This window comes from Microbacterium sp. AISO3 (assembly GCF_002204305.1).
GTDB lineage: Bacteria > Actinomycetota > Actinomycetes > Actinomycetales > Microbacteriaceae > Microbacterium > Microbacterium arborescens.
In genome coordinates this window covers 95,494-119,818 of the sequence record NZ_NHRF01000006.1, presented here as the reverse complement: position 1 = coordinate 119,818, position 24,325 = coordinate 95,494, and the positions used below count along the sequence as shown (strand labels likewise).

Below are 24,325 nucleotides of genomic sequence, written 5' to 3'. Positions count from 1 at the left end.
GCAGTTCAGGCACCGGTCGCGGCGGGCCGATCGGGATGCTGCGACCACTGGCTCCACGAGCCGGGGTAGAGCACCGGCCGGTATCCCGCGAGGCTGAGGGCGATGGCCTCGTGCGCGGCGCTGACGCCCGAGCCGCAGTAGACGCCGACCGTCGCGCCGGGTTCCGCACCGAGCGCGGCAAACCGTTCGCGCAGCTCGTCCGGGCTCCGGAACCTCCCCGAGTCGTCGTTGTTCTGCGTCGTCGGCGCGGACACCGCGCCGGGGATGTGCCCGGCCCGCGGGTCCATCGGTTCGACCTCGCCGCGGAACCGTTCGCCGGCGCGGGCGTCGAGCAGCAGTCCGGTGCGGGCGAAGGCGAGGACGTCGTCGATCCCGAGCATCGGCAACGTCCCGGGCGAGACGACCGCGGTGCCCGGACGCACGGCCGGGGCGTCACCCTCCTCGAGGTCGAACCCCGCGTCGGTCCAGGCGGCCAGGGCGCCGTCGAGCACACGGACGTCGGCGATGCCGGCATCCCGCAGCACCCACCAGGCGCGGCCGCTCGCCAGGTTGGCGACATCGTCGTAGACGACGACGGTGTCGCCCCCGTCGATGCCCCAGTCGCGCACGGCCGCTTGCAACGTCTCGGGAGAGGGGAGCGGATGCCGGCCCTGCGCCGGCTCGCCGTGTTCGGCGAGCTGGGTGTCGAGGTCGGCGTAGCGCGCGCCGGGGATGTGGCCCGCGCGGAACGCGGGGCGTCCGTCGGGGCGGTCGAGCCACCACCGGACGTCGAGCACGCGCACGGGGCCGCCGTCGGGGTAGCGGCCGGCCACGAGCGCGGTGTGGAGTTCAGCCGCAGTGGTGAGGATCGACGACATCCTCTGATTCTGCCGTGCGGGCCCGGACCGTGAGGAGGCCCGGACCCGCAACGAATCGGATCAGCCTGCGATGCGTGCGACGAGATCGATCTCGACGAGGATGTCGGCCAGCTGCGAACCGACGGTCGTGCGCACCGGGAACGGCTCCGAGAAGAACTCGCGGTACGCGACGTTGAACTCGTCGAAGTCGGCGAGGTCGGCGAGATGCACCGTCACCTTGAGGGCGTCGTCGAGGGTCGCGCCGTGCTCGGCGAGGACCGCCTGCAGGTTGCGGAGCACCTGGCGGGTCTGGTCGCCGACCGACTCCGGCTTCTCGCCGGTCACCGGGTCCTGCGGACCGAAGCCCGCGGTGAACAGCAGGTCGCCGCTGACGATGCCCTGGCTGTACGGGCCGGCGGGCTGCGGTGCGTCGGCGGTGCGGATGGCCTTCTTGGTGGTGGTCATGGGATCCCTTTCGTTTCTTGGGCGGGGTTCGGATGGGGCGTGGTCACGCCGCGGCAGCGGCCGCGTGGCGCAGCCCACCCCCGGGCGTGGCACCCGTGAGCTCGCCGTGCCGGAGCACGGTGCGCCCCGAGACGACGACGTCGTCGATGCCTTCGGCGAGCCGGAGCGGCTCATCGTACGTCGAGGCGTCGCGGACGCGCTCGGGGTCGACCACGGCGATGTCGGCGATCGCGCCGGGGCGGATCCGGCCCCGATCGCCGAGGCGGAACCGGTCGACCGGGTTCGTCGACAGGTGGCGGACGGCGGTCGGCCAGTCGAGGAAGCCGTGCTCGCGCACGTACGTCGCGAGGTACGACGCGAAGGTGCCGCGAGCGCGGGGGTGCGGGTGCGCGCCGATGAAGATGCCGTCTGACCCGCCCATGTGGTCGGGGTGAGCGATCAGCCGTCCGAGATCGGCTACCGGCCGCTGGTCGCGGACGGCCATGATCACATTCGTTTCGAGCCGCGACGCGGCAAGCAGGTCGAGCGCGGCGTCGACGGCATCCGTGCCGCGCTCGGCGGCGATCTCGGCCAGGGTGCGGCCGTGTGCCCAGGCGAACTCGGGCGCGGGCGTGTGGGCGACCGTGATCATCTCGGGCCACTCGGGGCCGAGGCTCGGGTTGCGCGCCACGAGGGGGAACCACTCGCGACGCAGCCGGTCGCGCTCGGCCGGGTCTGCGAGGGCGGTGACCGCATCGGCCGGATCGGCGGCGTTCAGTGACGGGGGCAGCATCGTCATCGCCAGCAGCGAGCAGCCGCGCGTGTAGGGGTAGGCGTCGAAGGACGCCTCGACGCCCCGCTCTCGCAACAGTGCCATCAACCGCCACGCCTCGTCGGCGGGCGTGTGGAAGTGCGAGACGTGGACGGGAACCCCGGCGGTGAGACCGATGCGGGCGGCCTCGTCGACGCCGACCTCGGAGTTGAGCTCGTACCCGCCCCGCATGTGGGTCACATACGGAAGCCGGTGCTCGGACAGCGGCGCGCACAGGGCGGCGATCTCATCGGTGCTCGCGAACAGTCCCGGCACGTAGTCCAGGCCCGTCGACAGCCCGACCGCGCCCTCGGAGATGCCCTCGGCGACGAGCGCCACCATCCGCGCCCGCTCGTCGGCGGACGCGGGGCGGTCGCTGTCGCCCATGACCTGGTGGCGCACGGTGCCGGCGGGCACGAGGTACGCCACCCGCAGCGGGATCGCCCCGTCGTACGACGCGAGGAGCCCCGCGACACCACCGCCGCGGTAGCGCGGGTGGGGCCCGTTGATCGCCGCGAAGTAGCGGCTCGCGTGGCGCCCGTCGCCCGGCGCGAACGAGATGCCGTCCTGACCGCCGATGACCGTCGTCACACCTTGGCGGAGGAGCGCGAGCTGCACGTCCCGGTCGAAGACGGCACCCTCCGCGTGCGAGTGCGCGTCGACGAAGCCGGGCACCACGAGGCGTCCGCCGGCGTCGAGCACCTCGAGGTCGTCACGCTCCGCGAAGGATGCGCCGGGCGCCGTCACCGCCCGGATGCGCTCGCCGTCGACGAGGACGTCGGCGGCGACGGGCTCCGCGCCCGATCCGTCGACGACGACCCCTCCGGTGATGAGCAGACCGGTCATGCCGCGGTGCCGCGGGGTGCGTGGATCCGCCCGGCGTCGGCGGTGTCGGGGCGGATCGTCGCCGTCATGGTGGCGATGGCGCCGATGACGCAGATGACGGCGGCGTAGATCACGACCGGCCAGATGGCGCCGCTGGCCCAGCCGACGAGCGCCGTTGCGATCAGCGGCGCCAGTCCGCCGCCCAGGGTGTTGGAGAGCTGGTACCCGATGTTGACGCCGGTCGTGCGCTGCTCGACGTCGAACATCTCGGTGAGCATCGTCGACAGGGTGGCCTGCATCGCGACACCGGGGATCACGAAGCCGATGATCATGCCCAGCCAGATGAGCCAGGGCACGTGCGTGCCGTAGAGCATGAACGTGGGCCAGATCAGCAGGGCGAAGCCGAGGCAGCCGGTGACGTAGACGGTGCGACGGCCGATCCGGTCCGAGAGCGCGCCGTAGGCCGGGGCGACGAACACCTGCAGGAGCCCGACGATCATGGTCCCGATGAACCCGACCTGCGCCGCCGTGCCCGACGAGACCATGAACGACAGGCCGTAGGTCAGCACGATGTAACCCGCGATGGACTGCGGAAGGCCGATGAGGATGCCGAGCAGGGTGTTCTTCGGGTGACGGAAGACCTCGATCAGGGGAGAGCGGGGCTTGAGCCCCTGGGCGCGCACGGTGCGGGTGTGCTCGGCGAACTCGTCGGACTCTTCGAGCTTGCGGCGCAGCAGGATCGCGATGACCGCGAGGACGAGCGCGAACACGAACGGGATGCGCCATCCCCACGTCATGAAGAACGAGTCGGGGGTGAGGCCCAGGGCGGCCATCGCGCCGGCCGACGCGACGTTCGCGATGCCGGCTCCGGTGATGAGGAAGGCGCCGAAGAAGCCGCGTCGTCCCACCGGGGCGTGCTCGACGACCATGGTGGCCGCCCCGCCCATCTCGCCGCCGACGAACAGACCCTGCAGCGACCGCATCGTGATCAGCAGGATGGGAGCTGCCGCGCCGATCATCGCGTCCGGCGGGATCAGGCCGATCGCGGCGGTCGTCAGGCCCATGCCGATGACGGTGATGAGGAGGGTGATCTTGCGGCCCATGCGGTCGCCGATGTACCCGAAGACGATGCCGCCGAGCGGGCGGAACAGGAAGCCGACCGCGAAGGTCGCGAACGATGAGAGCTGGGCGATGAAGGGGTCGTTCGCCGAGAAGAACACCGCGGGGAACACGGCGGCGGCCGCGAGACCGTACAGGTAGTAGTCGAAATACTCCATCAGAGTGCCGATGGATCCGCCGGCGATGGCTCGCCGCTGCGCCTTCGTCAGGGGCTGTCCGGCGGTGCGGTTGCGGGTCGCGCCGCTGCGGGGCGGTGCGGTCGGTGTCGTGTTCACCATGTTCTCCTCGGTATGACCGCAACGTCGCGGCTGGCCTGCATCGGGGTGGAGCTTCCCGGATACGAATCTCGGGCGTCGAAACGCTAGCACGATGCTTACTGCGATTCTATGTGGTTAGCAGAAATTATTAATACACGCGTAACGACCGTGACACAATGGGCGCACGACAGACGGGAGATCCACCGTGAACAAGCTCCTCCCCGCCGAAGGAGCGGTCTTCGCCGACATCGAGGACGCCCATCGGACGCTCGCGCCGCTCATGACCGCCATCGCCGCGGCCGTCGGCGACCACTGCGAGGTCGTGCTGCACAACCTCACCGCGGGCGACCTCGAGCACTCGGTGTACGCGATCGTCAACGGGCATGTGAGCGGGCGCGGTGTCGGCGGCCCGTCGACGAACCTCGGGCTCGAGGTGCTCCACGACGAGACCGCCGATCACAACGCGTTCGGATACCGGGCGCGCACGCACGACGGCCGCGACCTGCTCAGCTCGTCGGTGTACTACCGCAATCCCGAGGGGCGCATCATCGCGGCCTTCTGCATCAACATCGACCTCACGCCCATGCAGCGCGCCGCAGACCTCGTGGCGTCGTTGGTGCCCGCGCCCCGCGCCGCTGCCGACGCGGCTCCTCAGGAGCTCGTCGGACAGGACGTCTCGAGCGTCCTCGACGAGATGATCACCGACGCCATCGCCATGGTCGGCAAGTCGCCCTCGTCGATGTCGAAGGCGGATCGCATCGAGGTGCTGCGTCTGCTCGAGACCCGCGGTGCGTTCCACATCAAGCGCGCAGCCGACAAGGTGTCGTCGCGTCTCGGCGTCTCGCGTGTCACCGTGTACGGCTACCTCGACGAGGTGCGTCGCGGCTGACGCCGCCGCCGCGCTCAGAAATACGTCTCGACGGCCTCCGTCACCGCCGCCGCGCCGTCGGTGACCGGGACGAGTCGCCATTTGTCGAACGCCGTGCAGGGATGCGACAGCCCGAGCCGCACCACCTCGCCCACCTGGATGCGCTGTTCACCCGTCCAGCGGAGGAAAGCGTGCTGATCGTTCATCGCGCTGATCTCGGCTCGCAGCGGCCGTTCCGGGGCGCCCAGTTCGCCGGCGATGCCGAGGGGTACCGGCAGGCCCTCGTCGAAGGGCAGATCGCGCTTCCCGCCGTCGAGGAGGGCGAGGCCGGGCTCGGGCTGCGAGACCACGCGCGCGTAGGCGAACATCGCGGTGCGCAGCGGGATGTCGTCGTCTCTCACGCGGTCGGGGTCGAGAGGCGAGATCGACCGGTAGAAGCCGCTGTCGTGCGCGAGGTACGCGCCGGAGCGCAGGATCGCGCGCGCGTCCGGCATCCCGCCGATGCCCTCTGCGACGAGGTCGAAGAACGCGCTGCCGCCCGCTGTCACCCAGGGCACCTCGGGCATGAGCGGACGCGCGCGCTCGACGAGGTCGCGCATGCGCGAGCAGAAGGCGCGGACGGCCGCGAGGGCGACCTCCGAGCGGTCGTGGGCGAGAGCGCCTTCGTACCCCGCGATTCCGCGCAGGGTGAGCCGGTCGGATGCGGCGATCGCCTCGGCCGTCGCGATCGCCGAGGCGTCGTCTCGGGCGCCCGTGCGTCCGTGCGCTGCGCCGATCTCGGTGAGGACGCCCCAGCGCGCGCCCGCCGGCAGCTCCGCGGTCATCCGGGCGACGACCTCGCGCGAGTCGGCCCAGCTGACCACCTCCTGATCCGGGTGCTCGTCGAGCCAGTCCGCGATGCGGCGCAACAGGGCCCCGTCCGTGCACGCGTTCGCGATCTGCACGGTCGGCACGCCGGCGCGCAGCGCCACTTCTGCCTGCCATCCGGTGGCGACGGTGATGCCGGTCGCCCCGGCCGCGAGCTGACGCCGCCACAGCTCCGGCGCCATCGTCGTCTTGCCGTGCGGCATCAGCTCGAGGCCCCTGCGCTGCGCCCAGGCGGCCATCGTGTCGATGTTGTGCTGCAGGGCGGGGCCGTCGAGCACGAACAGCGGGGTCGAGAACGAGCTGAGGGGAGCGTCGAGGTCGTCGATCGGGCGGCCGTCGAGGTCGGCGGGAAACGACTTGTCGCGCCACGAGACCGTGCGGGCGCTCACTTGTTCATCACCTCGGCGAGACGCGCCAGTTCGGCAGCATCTGCGAGGGCGGATCCGACGGCTACGACGCGCGCGCCTCCGTCGAGGAATGCCGGCGCGTTTCGCGCATCCATCCCGCCGGTCGCGACGAAGGACACGTCGGGGAAGGGGCCGCGCATCATGGTGAACCACGACGGGCCGAGCGCGGCCGCGGGGAACGCCTTCAGCCAGCGCAGACCGGCGCGTCGCGCCTGGTGGATCTCAGACGCTGTCGCGACTCCCGGAAGCGACGGCATCCCCGCGTTCTCGCTGGCTCGCACCACCTCGAGGTCCCAGCCGGGGCTCACGGTGAACGTCGCGCCGGCCGACGCGGCGTCGCGCACGGTCCGCGCGTCGACGATCGTTCCCGCTCCCACCTGCTTGCCGCGGGCGCGGCCCGCCTCGACGACGGCGGTCAGCGCATCGAGGTCGACGGCGGTCTGGATCGGCACCTCGACCGCGTCGATACCGAGGTCCCAGGCGGTCTCGGCCAGCTGCAGGCTGCGCTCGACGCCCATCCCGCGGAGGATCGCCATGACGGGTGAGCCCGCGAACGCGTGGTCGAACCACGAGCCGGCGGTGTCTGCGGGGGTGTTCATGCTCGTCCTCTCGACGATGGTGACGGATCGGGCTGGGGAACGTCGGATGTAGCCGCGAGAGCGCGGGCGGCGGTCGCGTGTCCGTTCTCGAGGCGGCGCCGGGCATCGCCGCCGCGGATCAGCTCGCCGAGCCATCCCGCCGCGAACGCGTCTCCGGCTCCCACGGCCTCGACGACCTCGACGCGGTGCGCGGGCACGGTGACGACGTCGACCGGTCCGAACTCCGTCGCCTCGATGTCGGCGTCTTTCACGACGAGGTGCGGGACGTTCGGGAGATGCGAGCGGATGTCGGCCGCCGTGCTCGTGCCCCACAGCCGTTCGGCCTCGTCCCGGCCGACGAAGACCGCGTCGGCGCGCTCCGCGGCGTCGGCGATCGTTCGCGCGGCCGCCTCCGCATCGGGCCACAGGGCGGGTCGATGGTTCACGTCGAAGCTGACTCGAACGTCGTGCGAGCGCGCGGCGTCGATGGCGGCGTGGACGAGATCGCGGCACGAGGGGGAGAGGGCGAGCGTGATGCCCGTCAGATGGACGGTGTCGACCGTGGACCAGTCCACGACATCGAGTGCCGCGGGCGACAGGCGGGATGCCGCTGAGCCGGCGCGGTAGTAGTGGACGCCGTGGCCGGGGTCCTTGATGTAGACGCCGGTCGGTGCGCCGTCGTCGATGACCACGCCGTCCGTGCTCACACCGTGGCTCTCGATCCGACGCCGGATGCGGCGTCCCAGCGGGTCGTCGCCGAGGGCGCTGAACCATCGGGCGCTCAGCCCGGCGGCGGCGAGGTGGCAGGCGAGGTTCGACTCCGCGCCGCCCGCCTCCAGGCGGAAGTCGTCGGCGGACTCGAGCGGCTCGGCTCGCGCCGGGACGACGAGAGCCATCGTCTCGCCGATGCTCAGTACGTCGATCGCCCGAGACCGCGGGTTCGCCGGTTCGCTCACGCGACCCCCTTCCGCGGGCGGGCCCGCTTCACGTTGGTTTGACTCTTCCGCGGGCGGGCCCGCTTCACGATGGTTTAACTCGAATTATGCGGGGTTGACGAAAATCTTGCAAGAGTGGTCCGCTGGTGGTCTCCGGCGCCCCGGCGATGTCCGGCCGCATCGCTAGTGTTGTCGCGTGCCAGAATCCGTCATCTCCGCTCGTGGGCTGCGCAAGACCTATGCCGTGAAGGGCAAGCCCGACTTCGTCGCCGTCGACGACCTGTCGTTCGAGGTGGCGCCGGGCGAGTCCTTCGGGCTGCTCGGCCCGAACGGTGCCGGCAAGTCGACGACGATGAAGATGATCGGTGCGGTGTCCACCCGCAGCGGCGGCGACCTGGAGATCCTCGGGCTCGATCCCGATCGATACGGACCCGAGATCCGGTCGCGGCTCGGCGTCGTGCCCCAGCAGGACAACCTCGACGGCGAGTTGAACGCCCGCGAGAACCTCTACATCTACGGGCGGTACTTCGGTCTGCCGGGCAAGGTGTGCCACGAGAAGTCCGACGAGCTCCTCGCCTTCGCGCAGCTCGAGGACAAGGCGAAGAACAAGGTCGACCAGCTCTCGGGCGGCATGAAGCGGCGCCTCACGATCGCGCGCGGTCTCATCAACGATCCGCGCATCCTGCTGCTCGACGAGCCGACGACGGGCCTCGACCCCCAGGCCCGCCACGTGCTGTGGGACCGGCTGTTCCGGCTGAAGGAGCGCGGCACGACGCTCGTGCTCACGACGCACTACATGGACGAGGCCGAGCAGCTGTGCGACCGGCTCATCGTCGTCGACAAGGGGCGGATCATGGCCGAGGGCACCCCGGCCTCCCTCATCCGCGAGCACTCGAGTCGCGAAGTGCTCGAGGTGCGGTTCGGCTCCGACCGCAACGAGTCCGCAGCGGTGCAGCTGCGAGGGATCGGCGACCGCGTCGAGGTGCTTCCCGACCGCATCCTCGTCTATGCGCACGACGGCGAGGCCGCCCTCGAGCGCGTGTCCGCAGCCGGCCTCACGCCGCTCACGAGCCTCGTGCGCCGCTCGAGCCTCGAAGACGTCTTCCTGCGCCTGACCGGACGGTCGCTGATCGAATGAGCACGCGAACCGCGCACCCCACACTCGACGAGCTGCGCGCCGAGGCGCTCGCCGGCGGTCGCAGGCCCCGGCGCTACGGCACCTGGTACGTCGCCGAGCACATGATCCGCGCCATGCGCGCCTACGGCTGGACGATCGTGGTCGGCGCCGTCGGGCAGCCGATCATGTATCTGCTCGGGCTCGCGGTAGGCCTCGCGGCCCTCATCACCGCGCCGATCTCCTCCCACGGGCAGGAGGTCGGGTATCTGCCGTTCGTCGCGCCGGCGCTGCTCGTCACCGCCGCGATCGCAGTGGCCTCCGAAGAGATGACCTATCCGGTGATGGCGGGCTTCAAATGGCGCCGCTACTTCTACGGATTCAACGCGTCGGCACTGTCGAGCCCCCAGATCGCGAACGGCGTCATCATCGGTGCCACGGCGCGGATGATCGTCGCCGTCTCCGCGTACTACCTCTTCATCTGGCTCCTGCCGTTCGGGGCGGTGCCGAATCCCGCCACGGGGTGGCTGTCGATCCTCGCGGGCGTTGCGGCCGGTATCGCCTTCGGCATCCCGCTCATGGCGTACGCCGGGTCGATCCAGGACGACAAGGGGCAGTTCGCTCTCGTGCAGCGGTTCATCTTCATGCCGATGTTCCTGTTCTCGGGCACGTTCTACCCCGTCGAGACCCTGCCGATCGGCCTGCAGTGGATCGCGTGGATCTCGCCCTTGTGGCACGGCGCCGAGCTGGGGCGCGCGGCGACCTACGGGGCCGACATCGGTGCCGGGATGATCGCCGTGCACGTGCTCTACCTGCTCGCGCTCGCCGCCGTCGGGTACCTCTGGGGCCGGCGCGTCTTCACCGAGAGGCTCGCGAAATGAGCGCCGTGATCGAGCGGGGTGCACCGGCGGGACGGAGCGGCGGCGTGAGGGCGCTGTGGGCGGGCAACCCCGGCGCAGTCGTGCAGCGCGGTCTCATCGCGGCGCGCTCGTCGAGCTGGATCGTCGTGCTCTCGGGCTTCTTCGAGCCCGTGTTCTATCTCGCGTCTCTGGGCATCGGGCTCGGGGCCCTCATCGGCGAGGTCGAGACCTCGTCGGGCGCTGCGGTCCCGTACGCCGCCTACATCGCTCCCGCGCTCCTCGCGGTCTCGGCGATGAACGGCGCCGTGTACGACTCGACGTGGAACGTCTTCTTCAAGCTCAACTACGGCAAGCTCTACGAGGGCATGCTGTCGACCTCGCTGGGCCCGCTCGACGTCGCCCTCGGCGAGATCCTCTACGCGCTGCTGCGCGGTCTGGTCTACGCCACCGGATTCATGATCATCATGCAGGTGCTCGGCCTCAATCTCGCGTGGACCGCCGTGCTCGCGCTCCCGGCGGTGCTGCTCATCGCCTTCGGGTTCGCGAGCGTCGGAATGGCGGTCACGAGCTATATGAAGACGTTCCAGCACATGGACTGGATCAACTTCGTGCTGCTGCCGATGTTCCTGTTCTCGGCGACGTTCTACCCGATCACGGTCTATCCCGAGTGGGTGCAGGTGATCGTGCAGGCGCTGCCGCTGTGGCACGGTGTCGAGCTGATCCGCGGCCTGACGACCGGCATTCTCTCCGCCGGAATGCTGTGGCACGTGCTCTACTTCGTCGTCATGATCGCGCTCGGTCTCGTCTTCACCACGAAGCGGTTACGCGCCCTGTTCCTCGACTGACCGTGCCCGGGCGCGATCGGCGCTACGACTCGATGACCTCGCGGGCCTTGCGGATCCGCCGAGGGTTCACGGGGTGCGTGGCGAGCACGACCTTGCCCCGGGAATGCAGCTTCTGAAGGTCGTCGTACGCCTCGGCGACATCGGCGAGCGGGTAGAAGCCCGACACGAGCGGAGAGACCACCCGCTTCTCGGCGAGCTCGACGACCTTTCGCAGTTGCGCCGTGCCGTGGGCGACGGCGTCGGGGCTGTCGGAGAGCAGGGCCACCTCGCGATCGCGACGATCGGCGCTCGACCGGAACCGTCCCGCGGGCACGCCGAGAGCCTCCGCTATCTCGTGCCCGTCCTGCCCGAAGTTGTCGATGAACGCTGTCACGCCCCCGGGTGCGATGGCGCGGATTCGCTCGACGATCCCCTCGCCGTAGCGAACCGGCTTCACGCCGAGCTGGCGCAGATAGTCGAAGTTGCGCTCGCCGCACGTGCCGATAACGCGCGCGCCGCGGTGCATGGCGATCTGCGCCTCGATGCTGCCGACGCCACCGGCCGCCGCCGAGATGACGACGGTGTCGTCGGCGCCGATCTTCAGCTCGTCGAGGATGTCGAGGGCCGTGGTGCCCGCGAGATACAGCCCGCCTGCTGTCTCGAAGGTCACGGCGCGAGGCTTGCGCACCAGCCGGTCCACCGCGACCGTGACATGGCTCGCATGCGCACCCGACCGCAGATGACCGACGACATCGGTGCCGACGGGGAACCCGCTGGTGCCCGGGCCCGCAGCGATGACGGTGCCTGCGAAGCAGCTGCCCGAGCGGCGCGGATAGGGATCGTCCCACTCCTTCTCGGCACCGGAGCGCACGAACCCGTCGATGTGGTTGAGCCCCATCGTGATGACCTCGACCGTCACCTCGCCGGCGCCGGGTTCCGGCAGCGGTCGCTTCACCAGACGCAGGACCTCAGGACCTCCGGGCGCGTCGTATTCGACGACCGCTGCCTCGGTGACTTTTCTCATGGCACCCTCCTGACCTGAATGTGAATCAGACAGTAGACCGCGCATCCGGGGGCGGGGAGAGCTTGACAAAGACGGATGCCGCGAGCCCGAAGGCCCGCGGCATCCGTTCGTCCGGAGTCGGGATCAGCGCGTGGCTGCCGCGTCGCCGATGTTGGTGTCGTACTCGGAGTCCTTGGTCTCCTTCGACAGCCACAGGGCGATGAAGGTGAGCACGGCGGATGCCGTCAGGTATACGCCGACGAGCCACGTCGATCCGCCCGCGAGCGCCCACAGGGTCGTCGCGATGCTGGGGGCGACGGCCGCGCCGAGGATCGACGCCACGTTGTACGAGATGGCCGAGCCGGTGTACCGCACGTTGGTCGGGAACAGCTCGGGGAGGAGCGCCCCCATCGGACCGAACGTCGCGCCCATGAGCATGAAGCCGAGTACGAGGAACGCCTGGACGAGCGCGCCGGTGAACTTCGGGTCGAGCTGCGGCGCGAGGAACACCGCGAACAGCAGGCCGAACACGGCGATGACCCCGGTGACCCACAGGAGCAGCTTGCGGCGGCCGATCGAGTCGGCGACGGGGCCCGACAGCAGCGTGAAGATGCCGAAGAAGATGACGCCGACGATCTGCATGATGACGAAGTCGGTGAACCCGAACCCGAGGCCCGGGACGTAGGCCGCGGCATCGAACGTCGCTCCCGACGCCTCGGCGGTCGCCTGCGCGGCCTCGAGGGTCGGCTTGGTGCCGTACGCGAGGGTGAAGCTCGTCATGAGGTAGAAGAGCACGTAGGTCGCGAGCATGATGAACGTGCCGAGGATCAGCGCGCGCCAGTGGCCGCGGATGACGGATCCGAGCGGGAACTTGCGGATGGCGCCGGTCTTCTCCGCCTTGGCGAACGTCTCGCTCTCGACGAGCTTGAGACGCACCCACAGGCCGACTATGACCATGACCGCCGAGAACAGGAACGGCACACGCCAGCCCCAGGCGAGGAACTCCTCGGAGCGCTGAGCCGGGCCGTCGGGGTGGGGCAGCGCGAAGTAGATCACGAGGAAGACCGAGTTCGCGATGATGAACCCGATCGGAGCGCCCAGCTGGGGGAAGGTTCCGTACCAGGCGCGCTTGCCCTTCGGGGCGTTCTCGGTGGCCACGAGTGCCGCTCCCGACCATTCGCCGCCGAGGGCGAAGCCCTGAGCGAGGCGCAGCACGAGAAGCAGCAGGGCCGCCCACCAGCCGATGTCATTGAAGGTGGGGAGGCATCCGATGAGGATCGTCGCGATGCCCATCGTCAGGAGCGACGCGACGAGGGTCGCCTTGCGGCCGAACTTGTCGCCGAAGTGACCGAAGACGACGGCGCCGATGGGGCGGGCGATCATCGCTGCGCCGAAGACCGCGAACGAGGCCAGGAGCGACGCGGTGTCGTCGTCGCTCGGGAAGAAGAGGATCGGGAAGACCAGGACGGCCGCGGTCGCGTAGACGTAGAAGTCGTAGAACTCGATCGTGGTGCCGACGAGGCTGGCGGTGATGACGCGGGAACGGGGGTTCGCGGGCGCGGCGGGGTCCGCGGTGGCGGATGACATGTGCGGTGTGATGCCTGTCTGGGAGAACGGGTGAGCGCCCTCGTGGGAGCGTGCCGGTGGGCGGACGTCCGAGGCGGGGTGGTGCGGCGGACGCTCGACGCGGGGATCACCGGCGGCGTCGACGGTGTCGGCGACGCACGATCGTCCATTCTACGGCGGATGCCGCGACCCGGCGTCCGAGTCGCGGCATCCGCGTGCGTGGTGGGCCGGGGCCCGCGTCGTCAGCGCCAGAGCACCGCGATCGCGACGTTGGCCACCGTGCCGATTCCGATCAGCCAGAAGATGGCGGCGGGAACCGACTGGGTGCGCTTCTGGCGGGCCGAGCCGATGCCCAGCAGTGCACCGATCACGAGCAGGATGACGAGCTTGACGGCGATCTTCGTGTAGTTGAACTCGTGGTCGGTTCCCCACGGTGCTGCCAGGGCGAGCCCGGCGACACCGGCGACGAGGAGGCCGTAGCTCATGACCCGCGTGATGCGGCGGGCGCCGAGGGCTTCGACGAGCCAGGCGCCGAAGAGCGTGGCGAAACCGATGAGGTGGACGACGAGGACGATTCCGCGGAGCGTTTCCATACCCTCAGCCTAGCTGAAGGTATGGGGTTCCGACACGGTGTCAGCCGCGAAGCGTACGCAGCGTCAGCGCGGTGCGCAGCGCGGCATCCGCGGCCTCGGCACCCTTGTCCTCCTTCGAGCCGGGCAGACCCGCCCGGTCGATGCCCTGCTGCTCGTCGTCGAGGGTGAGCACGCCGAAACCGACCGGCTTGCCCGTGTCGATCGCGACGCGCGTCAGCCCGTCGGTGGCCGCCGACGACACGAAGTCGAAGTGCGGTGTGCCGCCGCGGATGATGACGCCGAGGGCGACGACGGCATCCGCTCCGGAATCCAGCGCGGCCTTCGCCACCACCGGAAGCTCGAAGGATCCCGGCACGCGCACGAGGCGCCAGGCCGCACCCGACTCCTCGAGCACGCGCTCGGCGCCGGCGATGAGGCCGTCGGTGATGACGTCGTGCCACTGGCCGGCGACGACGACGACCTTCAGGTCGCTCGCGTCGATCTGCTGGCGTTCGGGGGCGCCGTGTCCGCTCATGCGATGTTCTCCGAGTTCTGTCGGGGGTCGGTGGTCTCGTCCGCGGTGGCTGCGGCCGTGCCGCGGGCGAGCGCCGCGCTCAGCTCGGCGTCGTCGATGATGTGCCCCATGCGGTCGCGCTTCGTGGCGAGATACTGGTGGTTGTTGGCGCCCACGCCGACGAGCAGGGGAACCTGCTCGGCGATGTCGAGGCCGAGCGCGCGCAGCTGCGACACCTTGTCGGAGTTGTTCGTCAGCAGCCGGATGCTGCCCACGCCCAGGTCCGCGAGGATGCCGGCTGCCGCCGCGTAATCGCGGGCGTCGGCGGGGAGCCCCAGTGCGAGGTTCGCGTCGAGGGTGTCGAGCCCGCGCTCCTGCAGCTGGTAGGCCCGCAGCTTGTTGATGAGACCGATGCCGCGGCCCTCGTGCCCGCGCATGTAGATGACGATCCCGCCGTCGCGGTCGATCGCGTCGAGAGCGGCATCCAGCTGCGGTCCGCACTCGCACTTGAGCGAGCCGAACGCCTCGCCCGTGAGGCACTCGGAGTGAACGCGCACGAGCGGGGCGGCCTCGGTCAGGTCGCCCGAGACGACCGCGATGTGGTCGGTCCCGGTGACGCGATCTTTGTAGGCGAGGAACCGGAACGCGCCGTGCGAGGTCGGCACCTGCGCCTCGGCCCGCAGGCTCACGCGGCGCCGGTTCGATGCGGCACCGCCGGCGGGACGCGGGTCGGTCTCGTCGAGGTGTGCGATGAGCTGCTCGATCGTGATGACCGGGATGCCGTCGCGCTCACCGAGCTCGAGCAGACCCGGCATCCGCATCATCGAACCGTCATCGGCCACGATCTCGGCGATCGCGCCGACCGGCTCGAGACCGGCGAGCTGCATGAGCTCGACCGCGGCTTCGGTGTGACCGCTGCGCTCGCGCACGCCGCCCTCGACGGCGCGCAGGGGGAGGATGTGGCCGGGGCGGATGACGCTGCCCGGCGTCGACGCGGGATCGGCCAGCACCGTGAGGGTGCGGGCCCGGTCGGCGGCGCTGATGCCGGTGGTCACGCCCTCGGCAGCGTCGACCGACACGGTGTAGGCGGTGCCCCGAGCATCCTCGTTCGTCTCGACCATCGGGGGGAGGTCGAGGCGATCGGCCCACTCGGCGGGCATCGGAGCGCAGATGAAGCCGCTCGAGTGACGGACCGTCCATGCGATCCACTCGGGCGTGGCGAGGGCGGCCGACAGGATGACGTCGCCCTCGTTCTCGCGGTTCTCATCGTCGGCGACGATGATCGGCTTTCCGGCCCGCAGCGCGTCGAGCGCTTCGGAGAGGGGAGAAAGGCTCATCGGGAGCCTCCTTCGTTCGAAAGGGTGGTGAATGCCAGCAGCCGCTGGACGTGTCGGGCGAGGATGTCGGTCTCGAGGTTGACCGCGTCGCCGGCGATCCGGTCGCCGAGCGTCGTCGCGGCGAGGGTCTCGGGGATCAGGGAGACCTCGAGCCACGCCTCCGGCACGATCGCGGCGCTGACGTCGCTGACGGTCAGCGAGACGCCGTCGACCGTGATCGAGCCCTTGTCGACGACGAGCGGGGCGAGATCTGCGGGCACCGAGATGCGCAGGACGCGCCACTGCTCGCCGGGACGCACTTCCAGGACGCGGCCGAGGCCGTCGACATGTCCCTGCACGATGTGCCCGCCCAGGCGGGTGTGCGCCGCGAGCGCGCGCTCGAGGTTCACGGCCCGGCCCGGCTCGATCCCGGTGAGGCTCGACACGTCGAGGGTCTGGCGCATCACGTCCGCCGTGAACCAGTCGTCGCCCTGATCGACCACCGTGAGGCAGACGCCGCTGACGGCGATGGAGTCGCCGTGGCCGGCATCCGACACCGCCTTCGGCGCACGCACGGTGATCCGCACGCCGTCACCCGACGGCTCGACGGCGACGACCTCGCCGATCTCTTCGATGATTCCGGTGAACATCAGGCGTCTCCTTCGGACGGGGATGTCGGGGGCACGGGGGAGGCGATCACCAGCAGGTCGTCGCCGAGAGTCTCGATCGAGCTCACGCGCAGACGTCGCTGGTCGGCGATCGTCTCGACGCCGAGCGAACGCAGCGCCGGGCGGTCGTCGCCGGCTGCGCCGGAGCCGATGAGCGTCGGAGCGATGTAGGCCAGGATCTCGTCGGCGAGTCCGGCACGCACGAACGCGCTCGCGATGGTCGGGCCGCCCTCGACGAACACGCGCTGCACACCGAGTTCGCGCAGCTCCGCCATCAGCGAGGGCTCGTTGGAGCTCTCGCCGCCCAGGTTCTCGCCGTCGCGGTGCAGGAACGGCAGCGGATGACGGCGAACGAGCGCGTCGTCGGGCACGGCACGCTGGCCGAGGACGACGGGCATCGGCTGCCGGTCGTGCAGGGTGCCGTCCGGTCGCCGGGCGGTCAGAGCGGGGTCGTCCGAGAAGAGCGTGCCGGTGCCCACGACGATGGCATCGGCCTCGCTCCGGCGGCGGTGCACGTCTGCGCGCGCGGCGGGGCCGGTGATCCACTGGCTCGTGCCGTCGGCGGCCGCGGCGCGACCGTCGAGCGACTGCGCCCACTTCACGGTGACGTGCGGACGACCGAGGCGTTGCACGGTCAGCCAGTCATGGATGAGGGCTCGGCCCTCGTCGGCGAGCACTCCGTCGACGACGTCGACCCCGCCATCACGCAGGCGCTGCGCCCCGCCGGCCGAGGCGTCGCCCGGGTCGGACGCCGAGTAGACCACACGCGCGACGCCGGCCTCGATGAGCGCGAGCGCGCACGGGCCCGTGCGGCCGGTGTGGTTGCAGGGCTCGAGGCTCACGACGGCGGTGGCGCCGCGGGCGGCCCCCGCGGGCAGCTGAGAGAGGGCGTCGACCTCGGCGTGCGGAGTGCCCGCGCCGCGATGCCAGCCCTCTGCGAGCACCGAGCCGTCGGGCGCCAGGAGCACGGCGCCGACCTGGGGGTTCAGCCCGCGCGGACCGTTGCCGGCGAGCTCGAAGGCACGACGCATCGCGGCGATCTCGCGGTCGGTGGTGCCCGGCATCCTTCGTCCTTCGGTCAGTCTCCGGGGACGCGGGCGGGCGCGCGCAGCGCGAACGCTGCCGTGCTTCCTCTCATCCGGACTAGCGACTCGCGTCGCATCACCGTCGGTCCCGGAATTCCACCGGATCAACCTCTCGGCCCGAGGGCCTCGAGGGTCGCGGACTCTCACCGCCGGTTCGGATTCTCACCGACCCCGGAGCACGTTCAATACTCCGATCGTACTCAACGCGCGGACGCTTGTGGCATTCCCGACTTCCGCCGTCACTTGAGCAGGCGTGAGAGCCGGCGATCGGCGAGCAGCTTGCCGCCGGTCTGACACGTCGGGCAGTACTCGAGGCTGTTGTCGGCGAAGAAGACGCTGCGCACCTCGTCGCCGCACACCGGGCACGCTTCGCCGCGGCGGCCGTGGACCCGCATCCCGCGGCGCTTCGCGTCCTTCAGATCGGCGGGCGGCTTGCCGGATGCCGCGGCGACGGCTTCGGCCAGCGTCTCGCTGAGCGCCGTATAGAGCCGGTCGATCTCGGCGTCGTCGAGGTTCGCCGCCAGTGCGTACGGAGACAACTTCGCGACGTGGAGGATCTCGTCGGAATAGGCATTGCCGATTCCGGCGACGATCGACTGATCGCGCAGTACGCCCTTGATCTGCGTGCGGCGGCCCGCCAGCAGGCTCGCGAGGGCGTCGCGGTCGAACGAGGGATCCAGCGGGTCGGGACCGAGTCGTGCGATGCCCGGCACCTCGGCCGGATCGCGGACGACGTAGACCGCGAGCGACTTCTTCGTGCCGGCCTCGGTCAGATCGAAACCGGAGTCGTCGTCGAACCCGACGCGCAGCGCGATCGGGGTCTTGCCGGGGCGGATGACGGTCGACGGCAGCGCGTCGTACCAGCGCAGCCATCCCGCCTTGGCGAGGTGGAACACGAGGTGCGTGCCGCTGTCGGTGACGAGGTCGACGAACTTGCCGTGGCGGGCTGCGGCGGTCACGGTCGTGCCCTCGAGGGTCTCGATCGGCGGGTCGTAGGTCTTCAGGGCAGAGATCGCGCTGACACGGGCTTTCGTGATTCGGCGCCCGGCGAGGCGACCGCCGAGGTAGTCGACGAGTCCCTGCACTTCCGGCATCTCGGGCATGGCGTCATCCTGGCACGCACCACCCCCACCGGGCACGGGGTTGCGCGCGGCGGCGCTGCCGGTCGGGGTTCAGTCGGTGAGGATCGGCCAGGGCTGCGGGGCGCGGTCGTCGGTGGGCAGGATGCCGGCGATCCAGCCGTCGTGGCGGCCGCGGATGTCGGACAGGCCCTGGCGCAGCATCCCCTCGTACCGGAACCCGAGGCTGCGTGCGGTCCGCGCCGAGGCGATGTTGCCGGCGACAGCCCGCCATTCGATGCGCGCGAGCGCCAGCGGCTCGGCGAACCCGAAGTCGATGACAGCACGGGCGGCCTCGCTCAGGTAGCCGTGCCCGCGCGCCGGCGCGCTCATCCAGAACCCGATCTCCGCGGCACCGCCCGGGCTCACGCGATGGAGGCCGATCATGCCGATCCAGGCGCCCTCTCGGCGGATGCCCCACGTCAGCTCGGACTGTTCGTCCCACCAGCCTGCGGCCTTCGCGACGAAGTCCTCGGCGTGCTCGCGCGTATAGGGAGATGGCAGGGTCGTCCAGCGCGGCACCTCGGGGTCCTGAGCCGCGGTCGTGATGGCATCGACGTCGTCGAGCGTGGGGATCGACAGCTCGAGCCGCGCGGTACGCAGGGTCACCGGTTCCATCCCCCGACCCTACCGAGGTCGGGCCCGGCCCCCGGCCCCATGGCTGCGCCGCGAACAGGCTCATCCCGGTGTCGCCGTGCCGAGCGGCCGCAGGCCCCGTCCTCAGCCTGCTGACGGCACGCGCTTCAGCTGATGCGGATGCCGGGGCCGATCAGCCGACATCCCGAGCCGCGATGAAGGACGCCTCGTCGGGCGCGTGCCGAGGGGAGCCCAGCCGTGCCGTCAACAGGCTGGCGGCGCCAGGGTGCCTCTCATCGCGCGGAGTGCGGCGCCTGAGCCTGTCGGCGGCACGGATCAACGACTTCCGCACAGGCGGCGGGCGAGGTCAACTGTTCACAATTGTCTTCCGCGCCGGCCCCGCACGGGACCACGGACGACACCGTGTCGGCATGGACCCTCACGCCTCGTCAGCCTGGCTTCCCTCAGAGATCATGGAGTTGCATTGCTGGTCGACATCCGATCTGCGCGCGGGTGGTCTCCGCAAGCGCGACATCGCGGATGCCGTCGCCGCCGGCCGACTCGTGAGGCCTCGGCGGGGCTCGTACCTCGTCGCCGATGCGCCACCATCCGCCGCCGCCGCAGTTTCGCTCGGCGGCCGTCTGACCTGTGTGAGCCTGTTGCGCCTCCTCGGGGTGTTCGTCCTCGAGCCCAGCGGGCCGCACGTGCAGCTGCCGCGCACGGCCTCGCGCGTGCCGACGCCTGAGGTGGGCGCGGGATCGAGGCCGGTGCTGCACTGGACACCTCCCGTCGCTCCGCGCCCCAGATGGTTCGTCTGCTCGAGCATCATCGACGCGCTGGTCCGCGCGGTGCAGTGCCAGTCACCCCGAGCTGCTGTCGCCACGCTCGACAGCGCGCTCCACCTCAGGCTTCTCCATGCCGCGGATCTCGACACGGTCTTCGCCGCGCTGCCCCTCCGATACCGCCCTCTCCGGCGTCTGCTCGACGCGCGAGCCGAATCCGGACCGGAGACGCTCATGCGGCTCCTCCTGCGCGGAATCGCCAAGACGGTCGAGATACAGGTGCGCATCCCTGGAGTGGGACGAGTCGATCTGCTGGTCGATGGATGGCTGATCGTGGAGTGCGACAGCGATGCTCATCATTCTGGGCTCGACGCGCGGCGACGAGACGGCGCCCGCGATCTCGCGGCCGCAGCCCTGGGGTACCTGACTCTGCGCCCGATGGCGTCGGACATCATGTGGCGCCCGGATCGCGTCCTCGAAGCCGTGCGCGGCGGCCTCAACCGCGGAATTCGGCCGGTTTCCGCGCGCTGACGCTCGCCGGGCGGATTGCCAGTGTTTTGTGCGTGCCATGCGCAGGCTGAAACGGCTGGCGGCGGGCTGTCGAGGCGTGGAGCGCGCGCTAAGCCTGTTGACGGAACAGGGATGCGGCGAAGACGGCGTTGTCGGTCCGCTGGCGCCTGACCCGCCAGTGAGGACGCGGCCGAGGCGGGATCAGACCGACGGGTTCTGCGAGATGTAGACCGCCATCGCGGCGAGGTTCGACAGTGGGGCCATGGCACCGTTGCGGGGCGCGTCGAAGACCATCGCCTCTACGCCGGCCTCGGCGTAGGACGCGACCCAGGCCGCCGCCGAGGGAAGCGGCACGGCGAGCAGGCGCGACGCCTCCTCCTCGGGCAGGCCGAAGCCGAGCGCGGCTTCATGCGCCCGGTCGGCTGTGGAGAACGCGAAGATCACCGCGCCTTCGTCGGAGCGCAGGGCGAAGGGAGTGGGCTCGTCGTCGGAGCCTCGGGCGATGAAGAGCCAGCGGTCGAGCGCGAAGGCGGCACGCCAGAGCCGCTCCTGCACCGCGGCGTCGGCGGGGGCGGCCTTCGACGCGGCCGCAGCCTCGTCGAGCGCCTCGATCAGCGCGGGCGCGGGCTCGGCCGGCATCTGTGCGGGACCGCCCGGCGTCGCGGCATCCGGGCCGCCCTCGGCCGCAGCAGGCAGCTCCGGGTCGCGCTCGGTGGATTCGTTGTCAGACACGACGCAGCAGTCCCAACTTGTCGTAGACGTCACCGAGGGTGCGGTCGGCAACCTCGTCGGCGCGCGAAGCGTTCGACGCGAGCACCCGGTCGAGCTCGGCGGGGTCGTCGAGCAGCTCGAGGGCCCGCTCGCGGACCGGTCCGAACTCGGAGACGACGACCTCGGCCAGGCCCTTCTTGAAGTCGCCGTAGCCGCGACCGGCGTACTCGTCCTCGATCGAGGGGATCTGACGGCCGGTCAGTGCTGCGTAGATGACGAGGAGGTTCGACACGCCGGGCTTGTTCTCGCGGTCGTAGCGCACCGATCCCTCCGAATCGGTGACGGCGCGCATGATCTTCTTCGCCGACACCTTCGGGTCGTCCAGCAGCCACAGCACACCGGCATCCGACTCGGCCGACTTCGACATCTTCGCGGTCGGGTTCTGCAGGTCGTAGATGCGGGCGGTGTCCTGCTGGATGACGGGCATCGGCACGCGGAACGTCTCGCCGTAGCGCGAGTTGAACCGCTCGGCCAGAGTGCGCGTCAGCTCGACGTGCTGCTTCTGGTCGTCACCGACCGGCACGATGTCGGTCTGGTAGAGCAGGATGTCGGCGGCCATGAGCACGGGGTAGGTGAAGAGCCCGACATTGGTGGCGTCGGCGCCGTACCGCTGCGACTTGTCCTTGAACTGCGTCATCCGGCCGGCCTCGCCGAAACCGGTGATGGTCGAGAGCACCCAGGCGAGCTCCGCGTGCGCGCGGACGTGCGACTGCACGTAGAGCGTCGAGCGGGAAGGCTCGATACCCGCCGCGATGTACTGGGCGGCGGTACGCCGGGTCTTCGCGCGCAGCTCAGCCGGGTCGTTCGGCTGGGTCAGGGCGTGCAGATCGACGACGGAGAAGAATGCGTCGTAGGTGTCCTGCAGGTCGCGCCACTGCATGAGAGCCCCGATGTAGTTGCCGATCTGGAGCGAATCGGCGGACGGCTGCATTCCGGAGTACAGGCGGGGCTTGGTCACCAGAGAAGTCTACGGGCGTCGCCCCCAGCCCTGTCGCCCCAGCCCTGTCGCCCCAGCCCTGTCGCCCCCAGCCCTGTCGTCCCGGTCGCCCCCGGTCGTGGGATCAGCCCGGGAAGACGTAGTCCGCCACGACGGGGGCGTGATCGCTCCACCGGGTGTCCCACGACGGCGCGCGCACGACGTGGTAGTCGGCGACTCGCTCCGCGAGCTGCGGTGTGGCGAGGTGGTAGTCGATGCGCCACCCGGTGTCGGTGTCGAACGCCTTTCCGCGGTTGGACCACCACGTGTAGGGGCCGTCGACCTCGCCGGCGAAGGTACGGCCCACATCGACCCATCCGAGACCCGTGCCCCGTTCACCGTCGACGGTGTCGATCTCGACGCCCGCGGGGGCGGTGAACCGGTCGAAATACGCGCGCTCGCGCGGAAGGAAGCCCGCCTTCTTGCGGTTGCCGCGCCAGTTGCGGATGTCGAACTCGCGGTGCCCGACGTTCAGGTCGCCGGTGATGACGGCGAGCTCGCCGAGCTGCGGCATCCGCTTCTCCATCGCATCGAGGAAGGCGTACTTCGCGACCTGCTTCTCGGTGTCGGCCTCGCCGGTGAAGACGTACGCGCTGACGACCGTGAGGTGTTCTCCCGCGACCTCGATGTCGGCCTCGACCCAGCGACCCTTGGAGTCGAGGTCGTCGTCGCCGAGTTCGATGCGCCACACGTCGAGGGGCTCGCGGGCGGCGATCGCGACGCCCGCGCGCCCCTTCGCCAGCGCCTCGTCCGAGACGAAGTGCCAGCCCGGCAGCGCCGCCGCGAGATCGGAGGCCTGGGCGCGGACCTCTTGGAGGGTCAGGATGTCGACGTCGGCGGTCTCGAGCCACTCGTGCATGCCCTTGCGAGCGGCGGCGCGGATGCCGTTGACGTTGACGGAAGCGATGCGAAGACGGCGTGACACGTCTGCCAGCGTAATCGCGACCGCCGACATGGCTCAGCGAGCGGCCCGCTCCTCCGCATCGAGGCGTCGGAGCAGCTCGCGAGCCCGATTCACGTCACGCCGCGCGGGAACGCGCTTCCACCACCCGGCCTCGGCGAGAGCATGCTCGGCGTCGCGCAGCTGCGCCTCGGCCACCACGCGCAGGGCCCGTCGCTCGTCGGCGCGGCGCTCCTCCTCGGTCTTGACCTCGAGCGGGATGTCGTCATCAGCGGCCGACACCGCGACCCATGAGGCCGCGACGAGGATGACGATTCCGGCGAGGCGCAGCCAGAGGAGGAACCCGATGAGCACCGAGAACGTCGCGAGGAGCGGGTTCGTGGGGGAGTAGACGGCGAGGAAGCCTGCACCCAGCTGCAGGACGCTCAGCGCGGTGCCGCCGAATATCGATCCGGGGATGATCTTCCGCCACGGCAGCGCGGTGCCGGTGAGGAATCGGATGAGCGCCGTGAGGGCGGCGGCGTTGATGACGATCGCGACCAGCACCGACGCGAGCCGGCTCAGCACGTCGATCGTCGTCGACTCGTAGGGGATCTCGAAGAGGTCGAACAGTTGCCGGACGATGCCACCGGCGACGAGGCCGAGCGCGGCGCCGAGCACGAGCACGAGGCCGAACAGCAGGGCGGCGCCGAAGTCGCGCAGCTTCAGGAGCACGTAGTTCCGGGTGTCGAAGGGGAGCCCGAAGATGTCGCGCACGGCGCGGCGGGTGAACGTCACGAAGCCGATCGCCGTCCAGATCGCGACCGCGAGCGCGACGGCACCCGTCACGGCCAGGACGCTGCCGCTGTTGCGGGCGATGTCGGCGACGTCGCTCGGCGAGACGGGACCGCTGCCGGAGATCAGGCCCGGGATGTAGCTGTTGACGACGTCGATCAGGGCGTCGATCGCCATCGACGAGCCGCCGAGCCAGAGGCCGACGACGGCGAACGCCGTGTAGATCGTGGCGAAGAGGGCGAAGAGCGACTGATAGCTGATGCTCGCCGCGAGGAGGAAGCCGTTGTGGCGCAGGAAGTGGCGCCAGACGCGGATCGGGAACCAGCCGAGCGTGCGACGGGTGATCGTCGTCGCACGCTCGATGGGCTGGTCGAGACGCTCGCGCAATCGGGACGAGTCCCACCGTTCGCGAAGCGCATCTGTCGCCGAGGGGTCGGGATCCACGCCT

The 24,325-nt window shown here is 70.5% G+C and carries 25 protein-coding genes; 5 read left to right on the top strand and 20 right to left on the bottom strand.

The window, feature by feature from the left end:
* Positions 1 to 5: 5 nt before the first annotated feature.
* Genes CBF90_RS10550 through CBF90_RS10535 form a run of 4 tightly spaced genes read right to left on the bottom strand, consistent with a single transcriptional unit; the run spans position 6 to position 4,310 of the window.
* Complete coding sequence (locus CBF90_RS10550) at positions 6 to 857, bottom strand: sulfurtransferase (RefSeq protein WP_088380556.1); 852 nt, start codon at positions 855 to 857, stop codon at positions 6 to 8.
* 60 nt (positions 858 to 917) lie between these two features.
* On the bottom strand, positions 918 to 1,301 hold the full coding sequence (locus CBF90_RS10545) for a RidA family protein (RefSeq protein WP_023955592.1): 384 nt from the start codon (positions 1,299 to 1,301) through the stop codon (positions 918 to 920).
* Between the two features lie 43 nt (positions 1,302 to 1,344).
* The gene (locus CBF90_RS10540) at positions 1,345 to 2,937 is read right to left on the bottom strand and encodes an amidohydrolase family protein (protein ID WP_088380555.1); all 1,593 of its coding nucleotides are present in this window, start codon (positions 2,935 to 2,937) and stop codon (positions 1,345 to 1,347) included.
* Positions 2,934 to 4,310: an MFS transporter gene (locus tag CBF90_RS10535; RefSeq protein WP_242435660.1), complete on the bottom strand. Its 1,377-nt coding sequence runs from the start codon at positions 4,308 to 4,310 to the stop codon at positions 2,934 to 2,936. Before CBF90_RS10535 ends, CBF90_RS10540 begins: the two co-directional genes overlap by 4 nt.
* A 187-nt stretch (positions 4,311 to 4,497) precedes the next feature.
* Here CBF90_RS10535 and CBF90_RS10530 point away from each other — a divergent pair, with 187 nt between their 5' ends.
* A complete protein-coding gene (locus CBF90_RS10530) occupies positions 4,498 to 5,181 on the top strand; it encodes a transcriptional regulator (protein ID WP_023955586.1) in 684 nt (227 codons plus the stop codon).
* Positions 5,182 to 5,195: 14 nt separating this feature from the next.
* On the opposite strand, the gene CBF90_RS10525 is transcribed toward CBF90_RS10530, so the two are convergent.
* The 3 genes from CBF90_RS10525 to CBF90_RS10515 are packed head-to-tail and all read right to left on the bottom strand — an operon-like array spanning position 5,196 to position 7,968.
* On the bottom strand, positions 5,196 to 6,416 hold the full coding sequence (locus tag CBF90_RS10525) for an amino acid deaminase (RefSeq protein WP_088380553.1): 1,221 nt from the start codon (positions 6,414 to 6,416) through the stop codon (positions 5,196 to 5,198).
* The gene (locus CBF90_RS10520; protein ID WP_088380552.1) at positions 6,413 to 7,033 is read right to left on the bottom strand and encodes a bifunctional 4-hydroxy-2-oxoglutarate aldolase/2-dehydro-3-deoxy-phosphogluconate aldolase; all 621 of its coding nucleotides are present in this window, start codon (positions 7,031 to 7,033) and stop codon (positions 6,413 to 6,415) included. Before CBF90_RS10520 ends, CBF90_RS10525 begins: the two co-directional genes overlap by 4 nt.
* Positions 7,030 to 7,968 carry a sugar kinase gene (locus CBF90_RS10515; RefSeq protein WP_242435659.1) on the bottom strand — a complete coding sequence of 313 codons (939 nt, stop codon included), beginning with the start codon at positions 7,966 to 7,968 and terminating at the stop codon, positions 7,030 to 7,032. The genes CBF90_RS10520 and CBF90_RS10515 overlap by 4 nt, the downstream gene beginning before the upstream one ends.
* Positions 7,969 to 8,143: 175 nt before the next feature.
* Between CBF90_RS10515 and CBF90_RS10510 the strand changes: the two genes are divergently transcribed.
* From CBF90_RS10510 to CBF90_RS10500, 3 genes are read left to right on the top strand one after another with little or no spacing between them, the layout of a single operon-like run.
* A complete protein-coding gene (locus tag CBF90_RS10510; RefSeq protein ID WP_088380551.1) occupies positions 8,144 to 9,085 on the top strand; it encodes an ABC transporter ATP-binding protein in 942 nt (313 codons plus the stop codon).
* Positions 9,082 to 9,942: an ABC transporter permease gene (locus tag CBF90_RS10505; protein ID WP_023955576.1), complete on the top strand. Its 861-nt coding sequence runs from the start codon at positions 9,082 to 9,084 to the stop codon at positions 9,940 to 9,942. Before CBF90_RS10510 ends, CBF90_RS10505 begins: the two co-directional genes overlap by 4 nt.
* Complete coding sequence (locus CBF90_RS10500; RefSeq protein WP_088380550.1) at positions 9,939 to 10,766, top strand: ABC transporter permease; 828 nt, start codon at positions 9,939 to 9,941, stop codon at positions 10,764 to 10,766. The genes CBF90_RS10505 and CBF90_RS10500 overlap by 4 nt, the downstream gene beginning before the upstream one ends.
* A 22-nt stretch (positions 10,767 to 10,788) precedes the next feature.
* On the opposite strand, the gene CBF90_RS10495 is transcribed toward CBF90_RS10500, so the two are convergent.
* The 9 genes from CBF90_RS10495 to CBF90_RS10455 all read right to left on the bottom strand — a co-directional run bounded on the left by CBF90_RS10495 (position 10,789) and on the right by CBF90_RS10455 (position 19,205).
* Positions 10,789 to 11,769, bottom strand: coding sequence for an NADP-dependent oxidoreductase (locus tag CBF90_RS10495; RefSeq protein ID WP_172407821.1), 981 nt, complete (start codon positions 11,767 to 11,769; stop codon positions 10,789 to 10,791).
* 123 nt (positions 11,770 to 11,892) lie between these two features.
* Positions 11,893 to 13,335 (bottom strand): MFS transporter, encoded by a 1,443-nt coding sequence (locus CBF90_RS10490; RefSeq protein WP_088380548.1) that lies wholly within the window; start codon positions 13,333 to 13,335, stop codon positions 11,893 to 11,895.
* A gap of 221 nt (positions 13,336 to 13,556) precedes the next feature.
* Complete coding sequence (locus CBF90_RS10485; protein ID WP_064955711.1) at positions 13,557 to 13,907, bottom strand: hypothetical protein; 351 nt, start codon at positions 13,905 to 13,907, stop codon at positions 13,557 to 13,559.
* Between the two features lie 40 nt (positions 13,908 to 13,947).
* Positions 13,948 to 14,421 (bottom strand): 6,7-dimethyl-8-ribityllumazine synthase, encoded by a 474-nt coding sequence (gene ribH, locus CBF90_RS10480; RefSeq protein ID WP_023955566.1) that lies wholly within the window; start codon positions 14,419 to 14,421, stop codon positions 13,948 to 13,950.
* Positions 14,418 to 15,737: a bifunctional 3,4-dihydroxy-2-butanone-4-phosphate synthase/GTP cyclohydrolase II gene (locus tag CBF90_RS10475; RefSeq protein WP_023955564.1), complete on the bottom strand. Its 1,320-nt coding sequence runs from the start codon at positions 15,735 to 15,737 to the stop codon at positions 14,418 to 14,420. Before CBF90_RS10475 ends, ribH begins: the two co-directional genes overlap by 4 nt.
* Positions 15,734 to 16,366, bottom strand: coding sequence for a riboflavin synthase (locus CBF90_RS10470; RefSeq protein ID WP_023955562.1), 633 nt, complete (start codon positions 16,364 to 16,366; stop codon positions 15,734 to 15,736). The genes CBF90_RS10475 and CBF90_RS10470 overlap by 4 nt, the downstream gene beginning before the upstream one ends.
* On the bottom strand, positions 16,366 to 17,448 hold the full coding sequence (gene ribD / locus CBF90_RS10465; RefSeq protein ID WP_088380547.1) for a bifunctional diaminohydroxyphosphoribosylaminopyrimidine deaminase/5-amino-6-(5-phosphoribosylamino)uracil reductase RibD: 1,083 nt from the start codon (positions 17,446 to 17,448) through the stop codon (positions 16,366 to 16,368). Before ribD ends, CBF90_RS10470 begins: the two co-directional genes overlap by 1 nt.
* A 260-nt stretch (positions 17,449 to 17,708) precedes the next feature.
* The gene (locus tag CBF90_RS10460) at positions 17,709 to 18,572 is read right to left on the bottom strand and encodes an Fpg/Nei family DNA glycosylase (protein ID WP_088380546.1); all 864 of its coding nucleotides are present in this window, start codon (positions 18,570 to 18,572) and stop codon (positions 17,709 to 17,711) included.
* A 69-nt stretch (positions 18,573 to 18,641) separates the two neighbouring features.
* A complete protein-coding gene (locus CBF90_RS10455; RefSeq protein ID WP_023955556.1) occupies positions 18,642 to 19,205 on the bottom strand; it encodes a GNAT family N-acetyltransferase in 564 nt (187 codons plus the stop codon).
* 389 nt (positions 19,206 to 19,594) lie between these two features.
* Between CBF90_RS10455 and CBF90_RS10450 the strand changes: the two genes are divergently transcribed.
* On the top strand, positions 19,595 to 20,476 hold the full coding sequence (locus CBF90_RS10450) for an endonuclease domain-containing protein (RefSeq protein WP_242435658.1): 882 nt from the start codon (positions 19,595 to 19,597) through the stop codon (positions 20,474 to 20,476).
* Between the two features lie 180 nt (positions 20,477 to 20,656).
* Here the strand turns inward: CBF90_RS10450 and CBF90_RS10445 are convergent, their stop codons facing one another.
* From CBF90_RS10445 to CBF90_RS10430, 4 genes are all read right to left on the bottom strand, one after another.
* Positions 20,657 to 21,187, bottom strand: a complete 531-nt coding sequence (locus CBF90_RS10445; protein ID WP_023955552.1) for a hypothetical protein — start codon at positions 21,185 to 21,187, stop codon at positions 20,657 to 20,659.
* On the bottom strand, positions 21,180 to 22,187 hold the full coding sequence (gene trpS, locus CBF90_RS10440; protein WP_071919208.1) for a tryptophan--tRNA ligase: 1,008 nt from the start codon (positions 22,185 to 22,187) through the stop codon (positions 21,180 to 21,182). Before trpS ends, CBF90_RS10445 begins: the two co-directional genes overlap by 8 nt.
* Positions 22,188 to 22,287: 100 nt before the next feature.
* Positions 22,288 to 23,127 (bottom strand): exodeoxyribonuclease III, encoded by an 840-nt coding sequence (locus tag CBF90_RS10435; RefSeq protein WP_036306185.1) that lies wholly within the window; start codon positions 23,125 to 23,127, stop codon positions 22,288 to 22,290.
* Between the two features lie 33 nt (positions 23,128 to 23,160).
* Positions 23,161 to 24,321 (bottom strand): YihY/virulence factor BrkB family protein, encoded by a 1,161-nt coding sequence (locus tag CBF90_RS10430; RefSeq protein WP_071919210.1) that lies wholly within the window; start codon positions 24,319 to 24,321, stop codon positions 23,161 to 23,163.
* Between the last annotated feature and the right edge of the window lie 4 nt (positions 24,322 to 24,325).

Excerpts from the sequence above, each read along its gene's own strand:
- CBF90_RS10550 (WP_088380556.1), bottom strand. The coding sequence starts at position 857 with ATGTCGTCGATCCTCACCACTGCGGCTGAACTCCACACCGCGCTCGTG.
- CBF90_RS10545 (WP_023955592.1), bottom strand. The coding sequence starts at position 1,301 with ATGACCACCACCAAGAAGGCCATCCGCACCGCCGACGCACCGCAGCCC.
- CBF90_RS10540 (WP_088380555.1), bottom strand. The coding sequence starts at position 2,937 with ATGACCGGTCTGCTCATCACCGGAGGGGTCGTCGTCGACGGATCGGGC.
- CBF90_RS10520 (WP_088380552.1), bottom strand. The coding sequence starts at position 7,033 with ATGAACACCCCCGCAGACACCGCCGGCTCGTGGTTCGACCACGCGTTC.
- CBF90_RS10505 (WP_023955576.1), top strand. The coding sequence starts at position 9,082 with ATGAGCACGCGAACCGCGCACCCCACACTCGACGAGCTGCGCGCCGAG.
- CBF90_RS10500 (WP_088380550.1), top strand. The coding sequence starts at position 9,939 with ATGAGCGCCGTGATCGAGCGGGGTGCACCGGCGGGACGGAGCGGCGGC.
- CBF90_RS10495 (WP_172407821.1), bottom strand. The coding sequence starts at position 11,769 with ATGAGAAAAGTCACCGAGGCAGCGGTCGTCGAATACGACGCGCCCGGA.
- CBF90_RS10490 (WP_088380548.1), bottom strand. The coding sequence starts at position 13,335 with ATGTCATCCGCCACCGCGGACCCCGCCGCGCCCGCGAACCCCCGTTCC.
- CBF90_RS10485 (WP_064955711.1), bottom strand. The coding sequence starts at position 13,907 with ATGGAAACGCTCCGCGGAATCGTCCTCGTCGTCCACCTCATCGGTTTC.
- ribH (WP_023955566.1), bottom strand. The coding sequence starts at position 14,421 with ATGAGCGGACACGGCGCCCCCGAACGCCAGCAGATCGACGCGAGCGAC.
- CBF90_RS10475 (WP_023955564.1), bottom strand. The coding sequence starts at position 15,737 with ATGAGCCTTTCTCCCCTCTCCGAAGCGCTCGACGCGCTGCGGGCCGGA.
- CBF90_RS10470 (WP_023955562.1), bottom strand. The coding sequence starts at position 16,366 with ATGTTCACCGGAATCATCGAAGAGATCGGCGAGGTCGTCGCCGTCGAG.
- ribD (WP_088380547.1), bottom strand. The coding sequence starts at position 17,448 with ATGCCGGGCACCACCGACCGCGAGATCGCCGCGATGCGTCGTGCCTTC.
- CBF90_RS10460 (WP_088380546.1), bottom strand. The coding sequence starts at position 18,572 with ATGCCCGAGATGCCGGAAGTGCAGGGACTCGTCGACTACCTCGGCGGT.
- CBF90_RS10455 (WP_023955556.1), bottom strand. The coding sequence starts at position 19,205 with ATGGAACCGGTGACCCTGCGTACCGCGCGGCTCGAGCTGTCGATCCCC.
- CBF90_RS10450 (WP_242435658.1), top strand. The coding sequence starts at position 19,595 with ATGGACCCTCACGCCTCGTCAGCCTGGCTTCCCTCAGAGATCATGGAG.